The sequence below is a fragment of the Streptomyces sp. NBC_00597 genome, from assembly GCF_041431095.1.
Taxonomy (GTDB): domain Bacteria; phylum Actinomycetota; class Actinomycetes; order Streptomycetales; family Streptomycetaceae; genus Streptomyces.
Genome location: NZ_CP107757.1, coordinates 3,378,427 through 3,400,620, shown reverse-complemented (window position 1 = coordinate 3,400,620; position 22,194 = coordinate 3,378,427). Strand labels below are relative to the sequence as shown.

Here is a 22,194-nt window from a genome sequence, read left to right as displayed (position 1 = left end):
TCGCCGGGCAGTGCGCGGTGACCGGGGCTCCGGCGTGCTGCGGGGACGTCAGCCCCGGGTGAAGTAGCCGAACAGGTCGGTGATCACGTGGTTGCTGCCGCCGTAGCTGTTCCAGATGCTGATGCGGCCGTCACCGACCGGGCTGGTGACGTGGTTGGGGACGGTCTCACCGGTCCGGGTGTTGAGACTGCTGGCCTCGGGGCGGGTGCTGCCGTGTCCGTGGACGGTGAGGAAGCCGGGGCCGGTGGTGTCGGTGGCCGTGACGTTCAGCGCCGCACCGATCGTGTTCGCCGGGAGCCCGGCGACGGTGGTGGTGGCGCCGGGGGCCAGCTTCCCGGTGCTGCGGGTGTCGGCGAGGCGCTGGGGGACGACGGGGGTGAACAGCGCCTCGGCGTCCTTGGCGTAGTAGCCGACCGCGTCCAGGACCAGGTGGGTGGAGCCGGTGTTGGTGTAGAGGGTGATGGTGCCGTCCGGACCGACGGGGACGATGGCCTGGTTGGACTTGTCCTTGCCGGGTTCGAGGTTGAGGTTGGAGGTGGCCGGGCGCCTGGCCGGGTCCGGGTAGGCGATGACGTGGCCGTTCTCGGTCGCGCCGGTGCCGGTGAGGTTGAGGGCGACGGCCGTGGCGTCGGCGGGGATCCCGCTGACCCCTGCGACCTTCACCGTGCGGGTCTGCCCGCCGCCCAGGGCGCCGCCCGCGGTGCGGGTGTCGACGACGCGGGTCGGGGAGAGCGGGGAGAACCGCTGCCCGCCGTTGGGCTGGTAGTAGCCGACGAAGTCCACGATGAGCGCGGCCGTTCCGGAGTTGAGCTGCGCGGAGACCTTGCCGTCCGCGCCGATGGGGACGGTGACGGTGTTGGAGGAGGTGCCGCCCGCCTTGACGTTGACGTTCGAGGTGACCGGGCGGGGCTGACCCGCGGCCCAGACGCTGAGGTGGGTGTCCTCGGTGGCCCCGGTGACCGTCACGTTCAAGATCGCCGCGGACGCGCCGGCCGTGTGGCTCGGGCCGGAGCCGGTGTAGACGACCGGCAGGGTGATCGGGGTTGCGGTGCCACCCTGGACGGGGGTGTTGGTGGTGCGGGTGTCCAGTGCGCGGAACGGGTCGAGGGCGACGTAGCCGGCCGGGGCGTAGGCGACCTGCACGGTCCGCTCGGCGGTGGAGGTGGCGCCCTTGACGTCCTGGAGCGTGACCGTCACCTCGTACGTGCCGGGCTGCTTGTAGGCGTGCCGGACCGGGTCCAGTGCGTCCCGGACGTCCTTCGTGCCGTCACCGAAGTCCAGGTCCATCCGCTGGACCGGCCACGGTGCGGCGGTGGTCCGCGGATCGACCTCGACGGACAGCGGCGGGACGAACTCCCTGGGGGCGTCCGCGGTGGGGAAGACCGCCCGGCCGGTGAGGGCCGTGGTCAGCGGACCGGCCGCGGTGACCTTGGTCGGCTGCTGGTCGTAGACCTTCCGCCCGGCGGAGTCGACCGCCGTCACCTTGACCGTGCACGCGCACGGCGCCTGGTAGACGTGCTCGGCGGTGGCCGTCTTGGTGACGACCGGAGCCGTCCCGTCGCCGAAGTCGAAGTGGTGGGTGAGGGTGCCCGGCCACGTGTTGTCCGCGATGGCCTTCGCCCGGACCGTGGTACCGACCGGAGCCCAGTTCTGGGCGATCTCCAGCCGGACGCTGCGCAGGTCGTCCTGGGTCTCGCGGGCGCCGCGGTCGATGAAGCCGCCGTCCTTGCCCGTGTTGGGCACGCGCGGGTCGTCCGCCGTCGGGTACCCGTTGTAGTCGGTAGGCAGGACGCCCGGCGCCGTCGGGTCGCCGGAGTCGATGGTGGGGGAGCCGTCCACGGGGCCCACGCCCTGCGCCGACGGGGTCAGGACGTCGTGCGCGCCCTGTCCGGTGGCGGCCTGCAACGCCGCCGCGGTGGCGTAGCCGGCATCGGCCCACTTGTAGGCGATGACCCCGTCCGCCGGGAAGCCGGCCAGCAGGTTGTAGTCGGCGCGGGTGCCGGCCGCGGCGCTCTGTCCCACCAGGATGCCGCTGCGGGGATCGGGGTTGACGCACGAGGTGGGGTTGCCGATGTAGATCAGGTTGTTGAACGCCCCGGAGCCGGAAGAGTTGCTGCGGAACGAGACGGCCGCATCACAGCCGAGGTAGAGGGTGTTGTTGGTGACGATGGTGCCGGGTGCCTCGACCGCGTCGACCGTCGCGGTGATGCGGCCCCGGATCTGGTTGCGGCTCAGCACGGTGTCGCGGGCGCCGCCCTCGATCCGGGCCGGAGCGAGCAGGTTGCTCCTGGTCACGCGCACGTCGGTGCTGCCCGAGTCCACGACGAGGGAGGCGGCGCCGGCCGTGGCGCTGGTGATCCGGTCCAGCTCGACGTCGGTGGAACGGCTGACCTGGACCCCTCCGGAGGAGCGCAGCCCGCGCAGCACCACGTGGGAGGCGCCGTCGACCCTGAGGGCCTGGCCCTGGCCGATCTGTACGAGGTCACCGGCCGCCGGCCCGTCGGCGACGAAGGCGATCGGCTTGCCCGGCTCGCCGGAGCGGCCGATGGTGACGGCTTCGGGATACGGCTTGGCCGTGTGGATGCGCACGGTCTGGCCGGGCCGTGCGGCCCCGGCCGCCGCCGAGATGGTGCAGTACGGCAGGTCGAGCGAACCGGGCCCGGCATCGGAACAGTCGGTCACGGCGCGGTCGTTGTCCACGTAGAGGGTGGACGGGGCGTCGGCGGCGACGGCGGCCGGGACCCCGAGGAGGGTGACGAGACCCGCGGTCAGCAGGACGGTCGCACCAGTGGGACGCAACAGAAGGGTTCCTTCGAGAAGACGTGACGAGCAGCGATGATCATCCTTCTTTGGGGCAGTCGCTGTCACTTCAGATCCTCACAACCGGACCTCTAGCTGTTGAGCTCCGCGAGGACGCGCAGGGTGTGCGGGTCCGGGGCCGTCAGGAGCAGGTCGGTGACCGGGCCGCCCCGCCACAGTTCGAGGCGTTCGGCGATCCGCTCGCGCGGGCCGATCAGGGAGATCTCGTCGGCGAAGGCGTCCGGTACGGCGAGGACCGCCTCCTCCTTGCGTCCGGCGAGGAAGAGTTCCTGGATGCGACGGGCCTCCTTCTCGTAGCCCATCCGGGCCATCAGGTCGGCGTGGAAGTTGCGGGCCGCATGACCCATCCCGCCGATGTAGAAGCCGAGCATGGCCTTGACGGGCAGCAGGCCCTCGGCGACGTCGTCGCAGACCCTGGCCCGGGCCATCGGGGCGATCATGAAGCCCTCGGGCAGGTCGGTCAGGGAGGCCTCGTAGACGTCGGTGCGGGTCGGCGACCAGTACAGCGGCAGCCAGCCGTCCGCGATCCGGGTCGTCTGGGCGATGTTCTTCGGGCCTTCCGCGCCCAACAGGATCGGCAGGTCCGCGCGCAGCGGGTGCGTGATGGGCTTGAGCGGTTTGCCGATGCCGCTGGCGTCCGCGCCGCGGTACGGGTGCTGGTGGAAGCGTCCGTCGAGGGTGACGGGCCCCTCGCGGCGCAGCACCTGGCGGACGACGTCGACGTACTCGCGGGTCGCGGTGAGAGGGCTCGCGGGGAAGGGGCGCCCGTACCAGCCCTCCACGACCTGCGGGCCGGACAGGCCCAGGCCGAGCATCATCCGGCCGCCCGAGAGGTGGTCCAGGGTGAGGGCGTGCATGGCGGTGGCGGTGGGGGTGCGGGCGGCCATCTGGGCGATGGCGGTGCCGAGGCGGATCCGTGAGGTGTGCGCGGCGATCCAGGTCAGCGGGGTGAAGGCGTCCGAGCCCCAGGCCTCGGCGGTCCACACCGAGTGGTAGCCGAGGTCCTCGGCCTCGGTGGCGAGGTCGAGGTGGGCGCGGTCGGGGCCGCGGCCCCAGTAGCCGAGTGCGAGTCCGAGGCGCATGTACGTCGTCCCCTCCAGCCGTATCTGACGATGCGTCAGGTGACTGTAGGGCAACGGCCCCCCGCCCGGAAGCTTGAGTTCTAGTGATCGTCGCAACACCCCGATTCGGGGAGTGCGATGGACTTCGAGATCCGGGACCGTTCAGTCAACCGGGGACGCCGTTCGTTGACCGAGGAACGGCGTGCCTACCTTCAGCTCATGCAGCAAGGCGTGAGCAGTCGGGAAGCGTGCCGGATCGTCGGTATCAACCTCAGGACGGGGAAGCGGTGGCGTAACGGCCGCGCCCCGTCCGGCAGGACCGGAAGGGCGCTACCGCTCACAGCGGTAGCGCCCTCGTCCGGTCCTTCGCGCTTTCTGCGCGAGGCGGACCGGATCCACATCGCCGACCGGCTACGCGAGAAGGCAGCCATCCGTACGATCGCGGCCGAGCTGGGCCGCAGCCCGTCCACGGTCAGCCGGGAGATCCGCCGCAATCGGCACCCGGGTAACGGCCAGTACCGGCCGCACGCGGCCCAGGCCCGCGCCGACGCCCGCCGGCCCCGCCCCAAGCCGGGGAAGATCGGCCAGAACCCCGTGCTGCAGGACTTCGTCCAGGACGGCCTGGACCTGAAGTGGAGCCCGGAGCAGATCTGCGAGAGTCTGCGCCGGACTTTCCCCGACCGGCCGGAGATGCACGTGGTCCACGAAACGATCTACCAGGCCCTCTACGTCCAGGGCCGCGGCGAACTGCGCCGAGAGCTGGCCCGCGCCCTGCGTTTGGGACGCGCCCGCCGCACACCGCGCCGCCAGGCCCAGCAGCGCCAGCCCCGCTTCACCACCCCGATGGTCATGATCAGTGAACGCCCGGCCGAGGTCGAGGACCGGGCCGTGCCCGGCCACTGGGAAGGCGACCTGATCATCGGCAAAGACAACGGCTCCGCGATCGGCACCCTCGTCGAACGCGCCACCCGCTACGTGATGCTCCTGCACCTGCCCGACGGCCGCAGCGCGGAACACGTCCGCGACGCCCTCGTCGAGACGGTTCAGACGCTGCCCGCACACCTGGTGCGCTCGCTGACCTGGGATCAAGGCAGCGAAATGGCGGCGCACGGCTCGTTCACCGATGCCACCGACATCCCGGTCTACTTCTGCGACCCCGCCAGCCCTTGGCAGCGCGGCTCGAACGAGAACACCAACGGCCTGCTGCGGCAGTACTTCCCCAAGGGCACCGACCTGTCCGTCCACGGACGCGACCACCTCGACGCCGTCGCGGCCCAGCTCAACGGGCGCCCACGCAAAACGCTCGGCTGGGAGACCCCAGCCGAGCGCCTGCATAAACTACTTGCCGCCTGATCAAACCAACCAGGTGTTGCGACGATCCCTAGAAACCGCCAAGGGCGGGGGGCCGTCGGTGGTGCCGTGCGGTGCGGGTCAGCCGCGCTGGATGCCCGAGGTGTCGTTCAGGACGCCGCGACGGCCGTCCTGGGTCTGGGCGATCAGCGTGGCCGGACCGCGCTGGTCCACGGCCAGGTACCAGGTGCCCGGCGCGAGTTCGGCGATCGGGGTGGGGGAGCCGTCCTCGGCGAAGAGGGGGCGGGCCACCGGGACCGCGAACCAGAACGGGGTGAAGTCCGCCGCCGGGGCGGGCGTCGCGTCCTGCGGGGCCGGCGCGGGGGTCGGGGTCGGGGTGCCGCCGTACGGCGGGACCGGCTGCGGCGTGGCCCCGTACGGCTGCTGCTGGCCGCCCGGGTAGCCGTACCCGGCGCCGGGCTGCGGCTGCGCCCCGAACGGCGCGGGGGCGACGGGCTTCGGCTCCGGCAGAAGGGGGCCGGCGAGCGCCGGGACCTTCTTGTCGGCGCCGGCCGCGCCGGCCAGCGCGAGGGTGGCGAGGAAGGCGATGATGCAGCCCGGGCCGAGGCTCACCCTGCTCGGGATGGCGATCAGGGACCAGAGCGAGGACCAGGCCGCCGCGATCGCGAGCACCGTCCCCCAGGCGGGCAGCGGCAGGCCCGCGAGCTTGCGGCTCTCCGGCTGGAAGCGGCCGGCGATCAGCAGGCCGGTCGCGATGAAAGCGAGCAGGAAGATGCAGGGAAGCACCAGCCCGTACGCGTCGGTGTCCCACGCGCCCGGCATGTCGATGCCGGTCGCGGAGTAGAAATCGAGGAACGAGGCGATGAACAGCAGCGCCGCTGCTCCGATCACCACGCCGTCGCCTCGAGTGAGGGAGCGGATGTTCACGTCTTAGGTGTCCTTCTCGGTCTCGGTCGTCTCGTGGTGCCGCGGTCGCGCACGTGCAGGAGCGGGGCGGGCGGGACCATGGTACGGAGGTTCACCGCGACCGAGAGGATCGGGGCGGCGGGCTGTCCCGGAGGGGACTACCCGCCCAAGAAGCCGACGATGCCGTCCGCGATGCCCTGCGCCGCCTTCTGGCGCCACTCCGGACTCGTCAGCAGCGCCGCGTCCTTGGCGTCACGCATGTTGCCGCATTCGATGAACACCTTGGGCCGGGTAGAGAGATTGAGTCCACCCAGATCGTCGCGGACGACCAATCCGGTGCCGCTGCCGAGGTAGTTGGCGGGGGCGGAGCCGGTGGTCCGGGCGAAGTTCGAGGCGATCCGCTCGCCCAGGTCCCGCGAGGGGCCGACGATCGGGGCGGTGTCCGCGGCACCGCCCTTGACCTTGGCCGGGAGGATGATGTGGTAGCCGCGGTTGCCCTCGGAGACGCCGTCCGCGTGGACCGAGACCACGGCGTCGGCGGCGGCCCCGTTGCCGATGCGGGCGCGCTCGTCGATGCAGGGGCCCCAGGCGCGGTCGGCCTCGTGGGTGAGAACCACCTTGAGGCCCTTGGCCTCCAGTACGGTACGCAGCCGACGGGACACGTCGAGGGTGAACTCGGCTTCCATGTAGCCCGAGTTGGTGGTGGTGCCGGTGGTGTCGCACTCCTTGCGGTTGGTGCCGATGTCGACCTTCTCGTCGATCTCGGAGGTGTGCTTGAAGTTGCCGGTGTTGTGGCCGGGGTCGATGACCACGGTCCGGCCGGCGAGCGGGCCCTTGGAGGGGCTCGGGTCGGCCTTCGGGGTGGCGTCGGTGGCGGCGGAGGCGGAGCCGGCCGGCATCACGATCCGCGGCGGGCGGGCGTCGTCCGCCCCCGCCCCGGTCGTCAGCTGGATGAGGACCCACCCCGCCAGGGCGGTCGGGGCGAGCAGGGCCGCCCCGACGGCGAGGCCGGAGCGGCGCGCGAACCACCGCCGCTCCGGGCTGACCGAGGAGGCGGACTCGGGGGCTGGGGGACTGTCGTCGTAGCGCACGCCGCGAGCCTAGACCGGCGCTCCGCCGACGGCGCGGACCGTGGGCCATCCGGGGGCGTGGTGAGATTATCCGCTTATGCGCCCGGATCGGCCGGCCGGGCCTCAGCCGGGCAGCCGGCCCGGCAGGCGTCGACGGCTGTGCCGCCGACGGAAGCCGAGCGGTGCCCGCCCCAGGACCCGGGCGGGGGCCCGACGCGGCCCCGGATGGGGCTCGACGCTGCGCCAGGTTCGGCAGGGTCGGCTGCGCCAGGTCTGGCCGGCGGGGTCAGATGCCCGGGGCGATGCGGCGCAGGACCCGCAGGGAGTCGGTCACCGAGACCTCCTCGAAGGCACCGGAGGCGAGGGCGCGCAGGTAGATCCGGTACGGGGCCTGGCCGCCGTCGGCCGGGTCCGGGAACACGTCGTGGATGACGAGCGTGCCGCCCTCGGCGACGTGCGGGGCCCAGCCCTCGTAGTCGCCACTGGCGTGCTCGTCGGTGTGGCCGCCGTCGATGAAGACGAATCCGAGCCCGCCGCCCCATGCCGCGGCGACCTGCGGCGAGCGGCCCACGATCGCGATGACGTGGTCTTCCAGGCCCGCCTTGTGGAGGGTGCGGCGGAAGGTCGGGAGGGTGTCCATCAGGCCGACCTCCGGGTCCACGACGGTCGGGTCGTGGTACTCCCAGCCCGGCTGCTGCTCCTCGCTGCCCCGGTGGTGGTCGACCGTGATCGCAGCCACCCCGGCCTCGCGGGCGGCATCGGCCAGCAGGATCGTGGAGCGCCCGCAGTACGTGCCGACCTCCAGCAGCGGCAGGCCCAGCGCCGCCGCCCCGGCGGCGGCCTCGTACAGGGCGAGGCCTTCGCGTACGGGCATGAACCCCTTGGCTGCCTCGAAGGCGGCGAGGGTCTCCGGCTTGGGGGTGGCGGGGGCCATGGGGTTCCTCCTGCGCTGCGTGTGGGCGGCCCATGCTGCCCTACCGCCCGGTAGGCCGCTACGGCCGGGGTCCCCGGCCCCCGCCCCGGGCCGGCGGCCGAGGTCGGCGGCCCGGGGTCAGCGGCCGAACAGCCGGGACAGGCCGCCGTCCCCGCTCGCCCGTCGCTGCTCGCGCAGGGCCCGCCGGAAGTCCGCCCGGGTGTCGGAGAGCTCCTGGGCCAGCCAGTGGGTGTTCCCGAAGAGCAGGGGGAGGCGGTGCAGCAGCGGATTGATGTGCGCCAGGGCCAGTGCGGGATCCCCCGCCTCGCCGATGCTGCGCAGCACGCGGTAGCCCACCTCCGGATCGCCGTGTTCCGCGAGTTCTTCGAGGTCGGGGAAGAGCCTCAGGTACAGGGGCGCCGCGGCGGCGAAATCACCGACCAGCCAGGCGTCGTGCGCGAGGCGACGCCGGATGTCGAGCAGGACCGGACTGCCGGCCGGCAGCGCGCGTTCCAGGTCGGGCAACAGCGGCCCCAGCCAGGCGCGTTCGCTCTCCGCCCGCTCGGGCGTGCGCGGGTCCCACTGGCCGTCGCGGTCGCGCGCACCGCGGTGGAGCGCACCGGCCAGGTGGTACCGGGCGACCAGCGTCACCGGATCGCCGGGACCGAGCACCCGGCCCGCCTGCTCGATGATCTCGCGCAGCTCGCCCTCGTGGCGGCGGCCGTCGCCGGGGCCGTGGGCCGCGGCTTCGCCGACGTACACGGCACGGGCGGTGATCGTGTCGGGGTCCGCCAGCCCGAGGACCCGCATCATGCGGGGCAGGATCCGCTCCAGGTCGGTGGGGGACTGCCCGCGCACGCTCACGGCCCGGTGGTAGGCGGCCCGCACCGTCAACGGGTCGCTCGCACCGAGCTCCTCCGTCAGATCGGCGACCAGCATGCCCAGCCGATCCGTGAGGCCGGCCGGGGCGTCCTCCAGCAGGCGGGTCAGCCGTTGGCCCAGCATCACCCGGACGGGATCCCCGGCCGGGGTGTGCACGGTGGGGGCGTAGGCCGGCAGCGGCGGCCAGGACGCCGCTGCCGCGTCCCGCTCCGGCGACCGCACCGCCACGCGGGGGTCGGCGGGACGGCCGGGGCCGTCCCGTTCGCCCCGGGCGATCTCCGCCAGCCGCCGGCTCACCTCGCGGGCGTTCGCGGGACGGTGGCGGGGGTCCTTCGCGAGCAGGTCCAGTACGAGGGGGTCGAGTGCGGCCGGCAGCCCCGCCCGCAGGGAGCTCGGCGCGGGCGGCGCGGCCGTGAGGTGCAGGGCCAGGAGTTCGTGCATCTGCCCGGCGGGGAAGGGCCGCGAGCCGGTGAGCAGCTCCATGAGGACGCAGCCGAGGGCGTACAGGTCGGCCCGCCCGTCGACGGGAACCCCGTTGGCGCCGCCGGTCCAGCGTTCCGGGGCCATGTACGGGAACGAGCCGATGACCATGCCCGTCGCCGTCAGCTCCGTCCCGGGACCGTCCTGGGCCTTGGCGATGCCGAAGTCGAGGACCTTCGCGAGCCGGCTTCCCTCCGTGACCATCACGTTGGCCGGTTTGACGTCCCGGTGGACGACTCCCGCGTCGTGCGCGGCCCCGAGCGCGGCCGCCACCTGCATCGTCCAGTCCAGCGCGTCGGCGAGCGGTGGCACGCCGTCGGCCAGGACGCCGTCCAGGCTCCGGCCCTGCAGCAACTCCATGACGAGGAAGACCGCGCTGCGCCCGGCGCGTTCGGTGCGGCCGAAATCGTGGAGGGTGGCGATGTTGGGGTGCGCGAGGTTCCCGGCGAGCCTCGCCTCCTGCTCGAAGCGGCGCGTGTCCTCGTACGTCTGCGGATAGCCGATCTTGACTGCGACCCAGCGGCCCACTCGGCTGTCCTTGGCCCGCCAGACCTCGCCGAATCCGCCCCGGCCGAGCAACTCGTCGAGCTCGTACCGGTCGTCGATCAGTTCCCGCACGCCGTCGGCCCCCGTTACACCGTGATCCACTCGCTCGGTAGGAGCATTATGTCCCTGCATGAGCGGGTGCCGCCCCGATCGGATCCGAGTCCCGGTCGGCCCGCGCCGGCGGCGGTGCGCGGCTGGACTGCCGCGGTGGTGGCGCCCTACGCGGAGGCCGCCACCGCAGGGGTGAGGGCCGGCCGCAGGAGCATCTGGGCCGCGTGGTCCACGAGGTGCCGCATGGGCGGCAGGTGGTGTTCGTGCCCTCCGAGGTCGGTGAGCAGGCGGTGGGCCTCCTTGCGGAAGGCGTCGAGTTCCGCGGAGTACGGGTGGAGCACCTCCGGCGAGAGGAGGAGGCGGGTGAGTTCCGTGCGCGCCCGCTCCGAGTGCCGTGCGGCGGCGCACCAGTCGAGGAGCTCCTCCCGGGCCCGGAGGTCGGGGGCGTCGTCGAGGGCGCAGCTGAGCAGGTAGGTGACCGTCCCGTTGCGGAGGTCCTCATTGCGGCCCGACAGGATGTCTTCCTGATCGTTGAATATTTGCCAGAGTATACCGAAGAGGTATCCGAACTCCCGCCACAACTCCACTCTCTCGTCACTCGCGCCCGACAATATCGCCGCCATCGCCGTGATCATCGAGTAGGGGCCGCCGGATTTCCCGCGGTAGGCCGCGATCACGGAGTTCCGGGTGGCGCTCTCGGCGTCTCCGGCCATATCGCTCAGCTGCCCCTCGACGCCCACGACCCAGCCGGTCGCGAGTTCCGCCGTCAGCGCGCCCTGCACTCCCGCCGGCACCGGGAGCGCCCGGATGATCCGGATCGGGAGCACCGTTCCGCTGAGCGTCGAGGCCAGGAGCGCCTCGTTCTGGTCCAGGCTTTCGGAAGCGGTCGTTCCGTCACCATCGGCCAGGTCATCGAGGTAGCAGGCCGAGGTCCACCACAGCAGGTGCACGGCGGACAGCGGGACGGCCGGTCCGGGATCACCCGTCTCGACGGCGTGCACCATCATCGGGAGCACCGACAGGGGGTGCCGCATTTTTTGATGCCGCAGGAGTCTGCCCACCGCGCTCTTGGCGGCGCTCGACCCCGAGGCGGGGGCGAGCCTCAGGAGAGCGGTCTCCATTTCCTTCTGGATGTCGAAGGAGACCTGCCGGTGCAGGTCCACGTACGTGAGGGAATTCACGGGTGATTTCCGTCCTGGAGGTGAATAGGGGGTGGCGTGAACGCCCCAGATTGGATCATTTGATACCGAGGGTATCCAGAGCGATTTCAGGCCACGGCCGGTTTATGTTCTTGCCGGTTCGTGGCGGGGCGCGTCGCACTCGAACCACACCGTCTTGCCGGCGGCCGTCGCCTCCGCGCCCCAGCGGTCGGTCACGGCCTCGACCAGGAGCAGCCCGCGCCCGCCCTCGCCGAGCTCTCCGTCGTCACCGCGCGCGACGCGCACCGGTTCCCGGCTGCAGTCCGTCACCTCGACCCGCAGCCCGCCCGGCCCGCACAGGATGAGCACCGAGCAACCCCGCCCGGGGACGTGCCGGACGACGTTGGAAACCAGCTCGGTCAGCGCCAGCTCGGCGGAGTGCGTCAGCCCGGCCAGACCCCAACTGGCCAGGTAGATCCGCAGGATGCGCCGCATGTGCCGGGCCGAATGCTCACCGACGGTGAAGCCCATCCGGTAGCTCTCGCCAACTTCGCTTGCTGAGTACTCAGTTACGTGATTCACGGCACCAGCGTGAGGTGGTGTGGTTACGCTCGGCTACGGACCGAAACGAACGCTGCACGGCGTGTACTTGGGGGTGACCTCCTCATGGTCAACATCCGCGATCTCGACCCGAGCGCCTCTCCGCTGGACTACTACGGCTCGGAGTTGCGCCGCCTGAGGGAGGAGGCCCGTCTGAAACAGGGGCAGCTCGGGGACATCGTCTTCTGCACGGCCTCGCTGATCGGGCAGATCGAGACGGCCAGGAAGGTCCCGACGCGGGACTTCTCCGAGCGGGTGGATGCGGCGCTCGACACGAACGGGGCATTCTCCCGGCTGGTGGGGCTGGTGCTGAGGAGTCAGCTGCCGCACTGGTTCCAGGCGTATGCGGAGATGGAGGCGAAGGCGACGTACATCTCCAGTTACCAGGCGCAGCTGGTCTACGGGCTGTTGCAGACGGAGGAGTACGCGCGGGCGGTGCTGGCGACGGGCCTTCCGGACAACCTTGACGAGCTGGTGGCCGCCCGGATGGAACGCCATCGGATCCTGGCCAGGGAGAGTCCACCCATGGTCTGGGTGGTGCTTGACGAGGCGGCACTGCATCGGCCGATCGGTGGGCGAGCGGTCATGCGGAAGCAACTGAATCACTTGTTGGGTCTGCGGGACTCGCGGTGGGTGCAAGTGCAGGTGCTCCCGTACTCCGTAGGTGAACACGCAAGCCTGATTGGATCCTTCAATACTCTGCGCTTCGATGACGACCCAGACCTCGTGTACACAGAGGACCTCATCTCGGGTCACATGTCGGCCAACCCTGACACTGTGAAGGAGGCCGCCCTTCGTTACGCTCACTTGCAAGCCGCCGCTCTCTCGGTGGAGGACTCGGCGGCGTTGATCGCCCGTGTAATGGAGGAGCGTTATGGGCACGAGCCAAGGCTTGACGGGCGCAAGGTGGCGTAAGTCCTCGTACAGCGGAAACACCGGCGGCGACTGTGTCGAGTGCGCCCCCCTCGGTGCCGCCGCCTGGCGCAAGGCCTCCTATAGCGGCGGCACCGGCGGCGAGTGCGTCGAGGTCGCCGCCCGGCCCTGCCTCATCGCCGTGCGGGACTCCAAGAACCCGGACGGTCCCGCCTTCACCGTGAGCCCTGCCGCCTTCGCTGCGTTCGTCGGCGCCCTGTAAGGGGCGGAGCACATAGGACCGTTCTGGACGGTCACCGTGCTCGGCCGGGGCGGGAGGGCCGGGTGCTGCTGGCGGCGGCGCCGGACGGGCGGTACGTCGCGGTCAAGCAGGTACATGCCGAGCTGGCCGAGGACGAGGGGTTCCGGGCGCGGTTCCGCCGCGAGGTGGACGCCTCGCGGCGGGTGGCCGGCGGGTACACCGCGGCCGTGATCGACGCCGACCCCGACGCGAAGACGCCCTGGCTGGCCTCGCAGGTTCGTGGACCCGGACGCGGCGACCGCCACGGCCACCGCCGCGCGAGCGGCCCGGCCGCAGGGGGCGCACGCACCGCGAGGCCGGCTTCTGCGCCTGCGCCTGAGCCCGAGCAGGAGGAGCTTGCTGCTCTCGGCGGTCCTCCTGGCGGCGGCGGCCGCGGCGGCGTACGCGCTGAGCGGGCGCGAGGAGCCGGCGCCGGGTCCGCCGGTCGAGGCGGACGAGTACCTGAGCCTGCCGACCTGTGCCGAGGCGGCCGTGAAGCTGCCGCTGCCGGCCCGGAGGGACGAAAGGACGGCTACCAGGACCTGCCCGAGCGGGCGTTCACGCACTGCGCCTGGCTTCCGGCCTATGACGCGGTCACCGAGCGCGAGCCGGCGCCGCACGCCATCGTCGAGTGGCGTCTGGAGCCCAGCGGCCGCACCCCGGGCAGCGGGACGCGGGCCCAGCGGCTCGGTTTCGGATCCGGCCGGGAGGAGATCGCGCTGGGTGCCGGGGACGCCGCGTACTGGAGTGCTCCCGAGGCCGCGGAGACCTGTCGGCTGCACGTGCGTGACGGCGACCTCGTCGTGCGGGTGGCCCTCGGCGGCGCCGAGCATCCCGGCGCGACCTGCGAGAGCGAGGCGAAGGAGATCGCCCGGGCCGCGCTGGCGGCCGTCCCGCGCCGTACCTGACGCACTCCGGTATCCGGTCACGCGGCTGGGCGCACCGTCCCTCGGCCGTGACCGGCCCCGCCGGGGCTCAGTCGTGCGGCCGCGCGCCGGGCCCGTCGCCGGGTACCAGGCGGGAGAGGACTTTGGCGTACACCGTGGTCGCCGCCGCGGTCACGGTGGCGACGGCCGCCAGCGCGAGGACGCCCAGCAGGGCGGGCCACTGGCGCAGTGCGTCGTCGCGGCACGCGGCGTCCCTGGTCGACGGGCCGACCAGCGGGCCCCGGCACATGGCCCTGCCCTGGTGGTCGGGTCCGTAGTCGGCGAGCATCAGGAAGACGAACCCTCCCCAGAGGGTCAGGGCCAAGAGCATCCACGCGATCGACCACCCCTCGATGCGGCCCGCTTCCCGGCGCCTGTTTTCGGCGTGGGCCGGTGCCGCAATTGCGGGATCGGGCACGTGTGGTGCCGGAGCGTCAGCAGTCATGATTCCCCCTCGTGGCCAGCGGTGAACGGAGCGCAGTTCATCACACCGCACGGACCCGGCACGGGATCGCCCGTCCACGGACGTGCCACCGAAGGCTGCGGGCGGCCGCGGACGGCAACCGACGGCCCGAGAAGAACACGTTCTCGTTCTGACCTTCCGTCAGAATGGAACGTGTTCTAGCCTGCCTGCCCATGGGCATCGGAATCACTGGGGAACAGCGGGAGTTGGCCGAGGCCGTACGCGGCTGGGTGGCGCGCGCCGTGCCGCCCGAGGAGGTGCGCAAGCTGCTCGACAGCCCGCCGCGGACCGGGGTGCGGCCCGCCTACTGGGACGCGCTGGCGGAGTCGGGGCTGCTGGAGCCGCACCTGGAGGGCGGGACCCTGCTCGACCTCGCCGTCGTGGTCGAGGAAGCCGGCCGGGCCGCACTGCCCGGGGCGTACCTGCCGAGCGCGCTGGCCTCCGTACTGCTGGACCGGGCCGGAGCCGAACCCCTCGCGGGGCGGGTCGGCGCGGTCGCCCTCGGCCCCGGAAGCCTGACCGCCGTCGCCGTCGAAGGCGGCGGACACCTCCTCGACGGGCTCGCGCCGCCCGTGCTCGGCGCCGGGGAGGCCGACCTCGTCCTGCTCGCCGCCGAGGCCGCGCACGGCACCTGCTGGTTCGCCGTCGACGCCGCAGCGCTGGACGTCCGCACCCACGACAGCGCCGACCCCACCCGGCCCACCGCCGAGGTACGGGCCCGCGGGGTCACCGTGGCACCCGGCCGCCTCCTCGACCTCGACGCCGCCCTGGTCCGGGACCTGGCCTGCACGCTCTTCGCCGCCGACGCCTGCGGCACCGCCGCCTGGGCGCTGCACACCGCCACCGAGTACGCCAAGGTCCGCGAGCAGTTCGGCCGGCCCATCGGAAGGTTCCAGGGGATCAAGCACCTGTGCGCCGACATGTTGGTGCGCCTCGAACAGGCCCGGGCCCTGGCCTGGGACGCCGCCCGGGCGGCCGACGAGCCCGCGGAGGTCCGCTCGCTCGTGGCCGCCCTGGCCGCCGGGAACGCACTCGACGCCGCCTACACCTGCGCCAAGGACTGCATCCAGGTCCTCGGCGGGATCGGCTTCACCTGGGAGCACGACGCCCACGTCCACCTGCGGCGCGCGATCGTCGCCCGACAACTGCTCGGCCCCGGGGACGGGCACCGCGTACGGGCCGTGCGGCTCGCAGCCGCCGGTGCGCGGAGGGAGCTGCGCCTCGAACTCCCGGCGCAGGCCGAGACGTACCGGAAGCGGGCCCGGACCGCCATCGAGGACGCGCGCGGCCTCGACCCGGCCGCCGCCCGCCGCGTCCTGGCCCCCACCGGCTACGCGGCCCCCCACCTGCCGCCCCCGTACGGGCTCGGCGCCGGGCCCGTCGAACAGCTCGTCGTCCAGCAGGAGCTGGCCGCGGCCGGAGTCAAGATCGCCGACCTGGGGATCGCCACCTGGGTCGTGCCCTCGCTGCTCGCCTACGGGAGCGACGCACAGCGCGAGAAGTACCTGTTGGCGACCCTGCGCGGGGACGTCACCTGGTGCCAGCTCTTCTCCGAGCCGGGAGCCGGCTCGGACCTGGCCTCACTGCGGACCAGGGCGGAGCGGACGGCGGACGGCTCCTGGAAGATCAACGGGCAGAAGGTGTGGACGAGTTCCGCGCACAGCGCCGACTTCGGGATCCTGCTGGCCCGGACCGACCCCGCCGCCCCCAAGCACAAGGGCCTCGGCTACTTCGTCGTCGACATGCGCAACAGCCCCGGCATCGACGTGCGCCCCCTCAAGGAGATCACCGGCGACGCCCTCTTCAACGAGGTCTGGTTCGACGACGTCCCGCTCCCCGCGGACGCCCTCGTCGGCGCACCCGACGACGGCTGGAAGGTCGCCCGCAACACGCTCGGCAACGAGCGGGTCTACATGGCCGACCAGATGACCTTCGGCACCGGCCTCGAAGTGCTCATCGCCCGCTCGGCCGAACTCGACGGCGCCCACCGGGCCCGGATCGGGGCGCTCACCGCCGAGGCCCACGCCCTCGCCTGCATCGGGCTGCGCACCACCCTCCAGCAGGTGTCGGGGCTGGAGCCGGGGGCCGGCGCCTCCGTGCGCAAGCTCGTCCAGACCCCGCACCAGCAGCGGACCGCCGAGCTCGCGCTCGAACTGCTGGGCCCGGCAGGCGCGGTACGAGAGGGGGCGGGGGAGCGGGCGGTGCACGAGATGCTCATGTCCCGCTGCCTGACCATCGCCGGGGGCACCACACAAGTCCAGCTCAACGTCGTGGCCGAGCGGATCCTCGGCCTCCCCAGGGACTAGGACAGGGACTAGGAGTTGTCGGGCATGAAGTCGTACATCGTGGGCGTCGGCATGACGAAGTTCGAGAAGCCGGAGTCGAGGGACTGGCAGTACTGGGACATGGTGAAGGAGGCCGGGACGGCGGCGCTGGCCGATGCGGGCATCGGCTACGACCTGGTCGAACAGGTGCCGGTCGGGTACTGCTTCCAGGCCTCCACGGCCGGCCAGCGGGCCGCGTACGAACTGGGGCTCAGCGGGATCCCCGTCTACAACGTGAACAACAACTGCGCGACCGGGTCCACGGCGCTGATGATGGCCCGCCAGTTCGTCGAGGGCGGGATCAGCGACTGCGTGCTGGCGCTCGGCTTCGAAAAGATGAAGAAGGGCGCACTGGGCGGGGGCGCCGACGCGGGCTCCGACTTCAAGACTTCGCCGGTCGCCCGGCACTACGGGATCATGGCCGCCGGGCACGGCTTCGAGATGTCCCCGCCGACCGCGCAGATCTTCGGGAACGCGGCGCGCGAGCACATGGAGCGGTACGGGACCACGGCCGCACAGTTGGCGGCGGTCGGGGCCAAGAACCACCGGCACTCGGCGAACAACCCGAACGCGCAGTTCCAGGACGTGTACACGGTCGAGGAGATCCTGGCCGCGAAGCCGATCCACGAACCGCTGACCAAGCTCCAGTGCTCGCCGACCTCGGACGGGGCGGCGGCCGCGGTGGTCGTCTCGGAGCGGTTCGTGGTCCGGCACGGGCTGCACGACGAAGCGGTGGAGATCGTCGCGCAGGCGATGACGACGGACACGGAGGCGTCCTTCGCGTCGGGGTCGTGCATCGACGTCGTCGGCAAGCCGATGACCGCCGCGGCGGGGCGGCAGGTGTTCTCGGCGTCCGGGCTCGGCATCGAGGACGTGGACGTGATCGAGCTGCACGACTGCTTCTCGATCAACGAGCTGCTGACGTACGAGGCGCTGGGCATGTGTGAGGACGGCGCCGCCGGGAAGCTGGTGGAATCGGGCGCGACCACGTACGGCGGGCGGTGGGTGGTGAACCCCTCCGGGGGGCTGATCTCCAAGGGCCACCCGCTGGGTGCGACGGGTCTGGCGCAGGCGGCGGAACTGGTCTGGCAGCTGCGCGGCCAGGCCGGCGCACGGCAGGTCCCGGGCGCCCGTACGGCCCTGGCCCACAACATAGGCCTGGGCGGCGCGGCCGTCGTCACCCTGCTGCGACGCTGATTCCGTCAGGCCCCGCCTGGACGCTCTCCCCACCCCCGTGGGGCTGGGGAGACCGTCGTCTGTCCGGCGGGGTTGCTACGGACTGGGGACGGGAAGAGACGCCGTGGTCAGTGCGGGGATGGTCCAACGCTGAGCGTTGGAGAGGTTGCAGTCGTACAGCCAGAGCTGGGTGCCTGGGGTGGTGTTGAAGTCTCCGAGGTCGATGCAGCGGCCGGAGACGGGGTTGTAGAGAGAGCCGTCGGCACGGGGCACGAACTGCTGGTTCGGTCCCGCGTGGCAGGTGTAGAGCATGAGCAGCGTGGTATTGGCCGTCCCGGCGTTGCTGGCGTCGACGCACTTGCCCTGGACGCGGAGGGTGCCGTCACCTCGGACCTCGAAATTCTGGGCCGAGGTGCCGTTGCACCGGGCGACCTGGATCCTGTTGCCGTCGTCGGGCCTGGCGTAGTCGTTGTCCATGCAGTTGGCCGAGGCGGCGGCCAGGGTGATCGGGCCGGCGGTGCCGGGGGCGGTGGGGGCAGCGGCATAGGGGTATACGGCGAAGTTGCTGACACCGCCCGTGAGGCTGTCCTGCGGTGCCCCGTTGGCCTTGAACCGGCCGAAGACGAGCGGTCCGCCAGAGGCCGGACTGGTGGACGCCTTGTGCTGGCCAGTGCTGGCCAGGACACCGTTGACGTACAAGCTCATCAGGCCGCTCTGAGCGTTGTAGACGGCGGTCAGGTGAGTCCAGGCATCGGGAGTGAACCGCGCGGCGTCGTTGGCGGCGTAGGTGTAGTCGAATGGCCATCCATCGGAGTCAGCGCTCGCCAGGGCGAAATGCCACTGGGAGGAATTGGCATCCGCGTAGAGGAAGAACGAACTGGTGCGGTTCATGTCCTGACTGGCGATGATGCTCGTCTTGGATCCGGGCTTGGCCCACGTGCTGATGGTGAAGCTCTTTTGCGCGTCGACGATGGGGCCGTTGGCCGTGATCGTCGACTGGGACCCCTTGAATTCCGGGTACGAGGTCTGGACGCCGCCGATGGAGCCCGTGGACCACGTGATGCCGGACGATGTCGCCGGGTACTTGCCGTCGGTGCTCGGAGTGATGCCGCCGCTGTGGCCGGTCAGCTTCCACTGGGCTGCCGGCACGTTGAGGTTTCCGAGGGAAACGGGAGCCGGCGAGAAGCCGGTGCTCGTCCCGCTGAAGGCCAGGAGCTGCTGGTTGGCATTGATCGCCCACAGATCGGCACGTCCGTCGCCGTTCAGATCCCCGTAGGAGCCGACCTGCGGGTACACCGCAGCGTCGAGCGTTGCGATGGCGGTCGAGGGCGCTTGCGCCGAAGGAGGTGCCAGCAACGCGGCGGGGATGCCGTTGGAATCGAACTTCAGCGCGTAGCTGTAGATGCGGCCGGTGGCGTCGTCGCGTGCCCACAAGGTGGGAGTGTCACCCACCTTGCCCGGGGCGATGAGGGTGGTACGTGACCAGTCGCCGGAGCTGAGCAGCATGCCCTGGTCAAGGTGCAGGCCGCCGAACGAGGTACCAGGGTAGTACCAGAGGCGGTTGTCCTCAATGGTGATCAGATCCGCGAGCCCGCGCGGATTGTCGAAGCTGCCCGGCGCGAGGATCTGGGAGACCTTCGACCAGTCCGCGGCATATCCGGTGCACTGAGCCGCCGGATTGCACGCCGGCTTGGCCGAGATGGGCATCACGCTCTGGGTGAGGCTGAAGTGTCCGGGCGTGCCGCCGATCCCGGATGCGTCGTTGCCGTAGGCGTACAGCTGATGGGTGTTCCGGTTGTAGGCGAAGATGTCGTCGACGCCGGACTGGCTGAGGCTTCCGCGGTGGGTGACGAGGTAGTTGTCCCAGCCCGTCTTGTCGGGACTCTGGGCCGTTGTCGACGCCGTGATCGCGGTGGCGGACGCGTCGGTGTTGCCGGGGATGAGGAGCAGACTGCCGCTTCCGCTGCGGTCGGGCCGGAGGGTGTCAGGTATGCCGTCTCCGGTCACGTCTCCCGCCGTCACCGGAGCCGCCGGGTTCCAGGGGGCGTAGAAGCGGTATCCGGCGGGCCGGGCGTTGTTCGCCCCGTCCACGGCCTGGACGTAGAGGGTGTGCGTGCCCCACTGCTGGGCGGTGAGGTTGATCGGGATGTTGGCAGTGGCGGCGCCGTTCGCGTCGGGGGTGACGGCGATCGACTGGGCACCGGTCGGCGGGATGGGCGTGTCGAGCGAGTACTCGAACCGGCGGATGTCGCTCTTGATGCAGGCCGAGAGCTCACATCCGGTAGGGGCGACGTCCTTGCTGGAGACGGCGATGGTGATCCCGGTGTCGCCGGCGTGTGCGGTGGGCGTGCGCCCGCTGGCGAGCGGGGGGAACGCCTTCGAATCAGCGAACGCGACGGCGGTGGGCGGCGTCAGGTCGACCTTGAAACCGCAGTACGGGGTCCAGGGGCCTTCCAGGGTGCCGTCGAAGGCCTTGACGCCCCAGCCGTACGCATGGCCGTCGGCAAGTGTGATCCCCACGTTGGTGCGTGCGGTCGTCCCGGGCGCGACGTAGGTGCTCCTGGGCTGGGACACGGTGGCGGGGGCTCCGCTGCCGTTGTTCTTCATGTCGTCCCAGACCATGTAGACGGCCTGGAGGTTCACGCCCTCCATGGGCGTCGTCAGGCGGGCGTTGAGGGAGAAGTTGGTGACTCCGTAGGCGGTGGAAGTTCTGCCGATCCAGCCCCGAGTACCGTTGTTGCAGGCTGCGCCGGCGGGGTTCGCGGAGTCGGGGGTGGTGCTCACGGAGTCCGGAGCGTACGGCGGGATGTCGAACACCGTCACGAGGTACGGGTTGGTGCTGAACCGCATGAAGCCGAGGTTCGACATCGTCTTGCTGCTGTCGCCGTAGAGGCCGAATGTCCAGGTGTCGGCATCCTGCGACGCCCCTTGCCTGATGCGGTCGGTGACGTCGAAGTTGGCGCTCTTGTAGCCGCAGTCGTTGGCAGGGCTGGCACTGGAGATCTGCTGCGTCCCGATCGTGGCGATCGCACCGGGCCGCTTGTTCCAGTTCGTGCCGCTGTTGATGCCGTTCGTGTGCTTCAAGGTGATCGGCCACGTGTTCGAGCAGCCGTGGTCCGCGCCATAGGTCTCGGTGAGGTACAGAGTCGACTTCTGGATCACCATCTGAGGCGTGAGAGCGCTCGTGTTGATCTCAAAGAACGATTCCTGCATCCCAAAGCAGTTGGAGGTGTACTGCTGGTAGCCGACGCCCTCGCCCCAGTCCTGGGCGGTGTCATAGGTGTTCGCTCCCGGGCAGCCTTCCTGAGCCACGACGTAGTGGCCCGTCCCCGAGGTCACGGGGTTGACCACGGGGTCGATGAAGACCGGGTAGGCAGTCGTCGGCCCCGTCAACAACCCCAGATCGGGGGTCAAGGTCAAGGCCTCGGGCTGTGCCGAGATGGTGATCGGCTTCACCTGGGCGCCTTCTCCGGGGCTGGTGGCCGACGACCGTCCCGGGGAATCGACGAGCGGCGCCGGTGGAGTCCCGGTGCCCTGGGCGGCCGCCGCGCTGCGGCCGGTGACGAAGCTCTCGCTCGTAAGAGTCCTCTGCGTGGAGCTACTTGAGTCCCACATGAGGGGTGTGGCGCTGGTGAACGCCATCGCTCCCTCAGGCGTGGTGGCTTGGAGATTGCCGGCTGAGTCGCTGCCCACATTCAGACCAACGGCCTTGGTGGCCAGGCGCAGGCTGCGCAGTGCCGGATTCGCCGCTGCCTCGGCGTTGTGGACGATCAGCACCTCGCTGAACGCTCCCTGGTCACTGACGGATGCCTGGAGGTCCACTCCGGGGAAGACGTTCGGGTACAGGGCGCTGCTGCCGCTGACCCGGGGGGCGGGGAGCGCGACGGGGAAGGACATGGCGAGGCGCCGGCCCTCGCCGTTCGTCAGTGTTGCGAGCGGGCCCGTACCGCCACCGGAGAGCGAGACGCCGGCGGGTGTGGCGAGGGGGCTGTACGTCCCGTCCGCGTTGCGCTGCAGGGCGGCATCGAGAGAGCTCCACTTTCCCGACTTCAGTACCCGAACGGGCTTGATGTGTGTGGTCGTACTGAAGGTCCCGTCCGGGTTCGCGACGGTTTCGGCGGTCGGAGTGGTCAAGGCGGTGATCGGGACCGGCTTCTGCTCCGCCTTGGCCTGCTGGAGGGCCTTCGGTAGTGCGCCTGTGGGGGACGTGGCGGCTGTGACGGAGTGCGCGCCGGGCGCGGCCTCCGGTGTGGCCGCGAGCGCGGCCCCCGGCGTCGCGAGCATGAGCCCCAGCGATGTGATCAAGCCGACAGTGCGTCTGGTGTGTTGATGCCGATGATGGCGCATAAGCGCTGATTCCCCCCAGAGTAAGG

16 protein-coding genes are annotated in these 22,194 nt (G+C 71.3%); 6 read left to right on the top strand and 10 right to left on the bottom strand.

The window, feature by feature from the left end:
* Positions 1–48 precede the first annotated feature (48 nt).
* Together OG974_RS15080 and OG974_RS15075 are read right to left on the bottom strand one after the other, a co-directional pair.
* On the bottom strand, positions 49–2,799 hold the full coding sequence (locus OG974_RS15080; protein ID WP_371643422.1) for a PKD domain-containing protein: 2,751 nt from the start codon (positions 2,797–2,799) through the stop codon (positions 49–51).
* Positions 2,800–2,891: 92 nt separating this feature from the next.
* On the bottom strand, positions 2,892–3,902 hold the full coding sequence (locus OG974_RS15075) for an LLM class F420-dependent oxidoreductase (RefSeq protein ID WP_327283212.1): 1,011 nt from the start codon (positions 3,900–3,902) through the stop codon (positions 2,892–2,894).
* 198 nt (positions 3,903–4,100) lie between these two features.
* Between OG974_RS15075 and OG974_RS15070 the strand changes: the two genes are divergently transcribed.
* Complete coding sequence (locus OG974_RS15070) at positions 4,101–5,234, top strand: IS30 family transposase (RefSeq protein ID WP_371643420.1); 1,134 nt, start codon at positions 4,101–4,103, stop codon at positions 5,232–5,234.
* Between the two features lie 78 nt (positions 5,235–5,312).
* Here OG974_RS15070 and OG974_RS15065 read toward each other — a convergent pair whose 3' ends face one another.
* The 6 genes from OG974_RS15065 to OG974_RS15040 form a co-directional block, all read right to left on the bottom strand.
* Positions 5,313–6,119, bottom strand: coding sequence for a hypothetical protein (locus OG974_RS15065; protein WP_371643418.1), 807 nt, complete (start codon positions 6,117–6,119; stop codon positions 5,313–5,315).
* A gap of 137 nt (positions 6,120–6,256) precedes the next feature.
* A complete protein-coding gene (locus tag OG974_RS15060; RefSeq protein ID WP_327283210.1) occupies positions 6,257–7,189 on the bottom strand; it encodes an N-acetylmuramoyl-L-alanine amidase in 933 nt (310 codons plus the stop codon).
* Between the two features lie 265 nt (positions 7,190–7,454).
* Positions 7,455–8,102, bottom strand: coding sequence for a class I SAM-dependent methyltransferase (locus OG974_RS15055; RefSeq protein WP_327283209.1), 648 nt, complete (start codon positions 8,100–8,102; stop codon positions 7,455–7,457).
* 117 nt (positions 8,103–8,219) lie between these two features.
* Positions 8,220–10,061 (bottom strand): serine/threonine-protein kinase, encoded by a 1,842-nt coding sequence (locus tag OG974_RS15050; RefSeq protein WP_327283208.1) that lies wholly within the window; start codon positions 10,059–10,061, stop codon positions 8,220–8,222.
* Positions 10,062–10,207: 146 nt separating this feature from the next.
* Positions 10,208–11,221 (bottom strand): polyprenyl synthetase family protein, encoded by a 1,014-nt coding sequence (locus OG974_RS15045; RefSeq protein WP_327283207.1) that lies wholly within the window; start codon positions 11,219–11,221, stop codon positions 10,208–10,210.
* Positions 11,222–11,323: 102 nt separating this feature from the next.
* Positions 11,324–11,761, bottom strand: a complete 438-nt coding sequence (locus OG974_RS15040; RefSeq protein WP_371643415.1) for an ATP-binding protein — start codon at positions 11,759–11,761, stop codon at positions 11,324–11,326.
* 84 nt (positions 11,762–11,845) lie between these two features.
* Between OG974_RS15040 and OG974_RS15035 the strand changes: the two genes are divergently transcribed.
* The 3 genes from OG974_RS15035 (at position 11,846) to OG974_RS15025 (ending at position 13,840) form a co-directional block, all read left to right on the top strand.
* Positions 11,846–12,694 carry a helix-turn-helix transcriptional regulator gene (locus OG974_RS15035; protein ID WP_328762602.1) on the top strand — a complete coding sequence of 283 codons (849 nt, stop codon included), beginning with the start codon at positions 11,846–11,848 and terminating at the stop codon, positions 12,692–12,694.
* Entirely contained in the window at positions 12,654–12,914 is a 261-nt protein-coding gene (locus OG974_RS15030) for a DUF397 domain-containing protein (protein ID WP_327283205.1), read from the top strand. Before OG974_RS15035 ends, OG974_RS15030 begins: the two co-directional genes overlap by 41 nt.
* A 62-nt stretch (positions 12,915–12,976) precedes the next feature.
* Complete coding sequence (locus OG974_RS15025; RefSeq protein ID WP_371643412.1) at positions 12,977–13,840, top strand: hypothetical protein; 864 nt, start codon at positions 12,977–12,979, stop codon at positions 13,838–13,840.
* A gap of 67 nt (positions 13,841–13,907) precedes the next feature.
* On the opposite strand, the gene OG974_RS15020 is transcribed toward OG974_RS15025, so the two are convergent.
* Complete coding sequence (locus OG974_RS15020) at positions 13,908–14,303, bottom strand: hypothetical protein (RefSeq protein WP_327283204.1); 396 nt, start codon at positions 14,301–14,303, stop codon at positions 13,908–13,910.
* 191 nt (positions 14,304–14,494) lie between these two features.
* Between OG974_RS15020 and OG974_RS15015 the strand changes: the two genes are divergently transcribed.
* Both OG974_RS15015 and OG974_RS15010 read left to right on the top strand, forming a co-directional pair.
* On the top strand, positions 14,495–16,627 hold the full coding sequence (locus tag OG974_RS15015; protein WP_327283203.1) for an acyl-CoA dehydrogenase family protein: 2,133 nt from the start codon (positions 14,495–14,497) through the stop codon (positions 16,625–16,627).
* A gap of 24 nt (positions 16,628–16,651) precedes the next feature.
* Complete coding sequence (locus OG974_RS15010; RefSeq protein WP_327283202.1) at positions 16,652–17,842, top strand: lipid-transfer protein; 1,191 nt, start codon at positions 16,652–16,654, stop codon at positions 17,840–17,842.
* 75 nt (positions 17,843–17,917) lie between these two features.
* Here OG974_RS15010 and OG974_RS15005 read toward each other — a convergent pair whose 3' ends face one another.
* Positions 17,918–22,126, bottom strand: a complete 4,209-nt coding sequence (locus OG974_RS15005; protein WP_327283201.1) for a ricin-type beta-trefoil lectin domain protein — start codon at positions 22,124–22,126, stop codon at positions 17,918–17,920.
* Positions 22,127–22,194: the final 68 nt, after the last annotated feature.

Bases quoted from the DNA above. Each gene is read 5' to 3' on its own strand.
- OG974_RS15075 (WP_327283212.1), bottom strand. From the start codon at position 3,902: ATGCGCCTCGGACTCGCACTCGGCTACTGGGGCCGCGGCCCCGACCGC.
- OG974_RS15070 (WP_371643420.1), top strand. From the start codon at position 4,101: ATGCAGCAAGGCGTGAGCAGTCGGGAAGCGTGCCGGATCGTCGGTATC.
- OG974_RS15055 (WP_327283209.1), bottom strand. From the start codon at position 8,102: ATGGCCCCCGCCACCCCCAAGCCGGAGACCCTCGCCGCCTTCGAGGCA.
- OG974_RS15035 (WP_328762602.1), top strand. From the start codon at position 11,846: ATGGTCAACATCCGCGATCTCGACCCGAGCGCCTCTCCGCTGGACTAC.
- OG974_RS15030 (WP_327283205.1), top strand. From the start codon at position 12,654: ATGGGCACGAGCCAAGGCTTGACGGGCGCAAGGTGGCGTAAGTCCTCG.
- OG974_RS15020 (WP_327283204.1), bottom strand. From the start codon at position 14,303: ATGACTGCTGACGCTCCGGCACCACACGTGCCCGATCCCGCAATTGCG.
- OG974_RS15015 (WP_327283203.1), top strand. From the start codon at position 14,495: ATGGGCATCGGAATCACTGGGGAACAGCGGGAGTTGGCCGAGGCCGTA.
- OG974_RS15010 (WP_327283202.1), top strand. From the start codon at position 16,652: ATGAAGTCGTACATCGTGGGCGTCGGCATGACGAAGTTCGAGAAGCCG.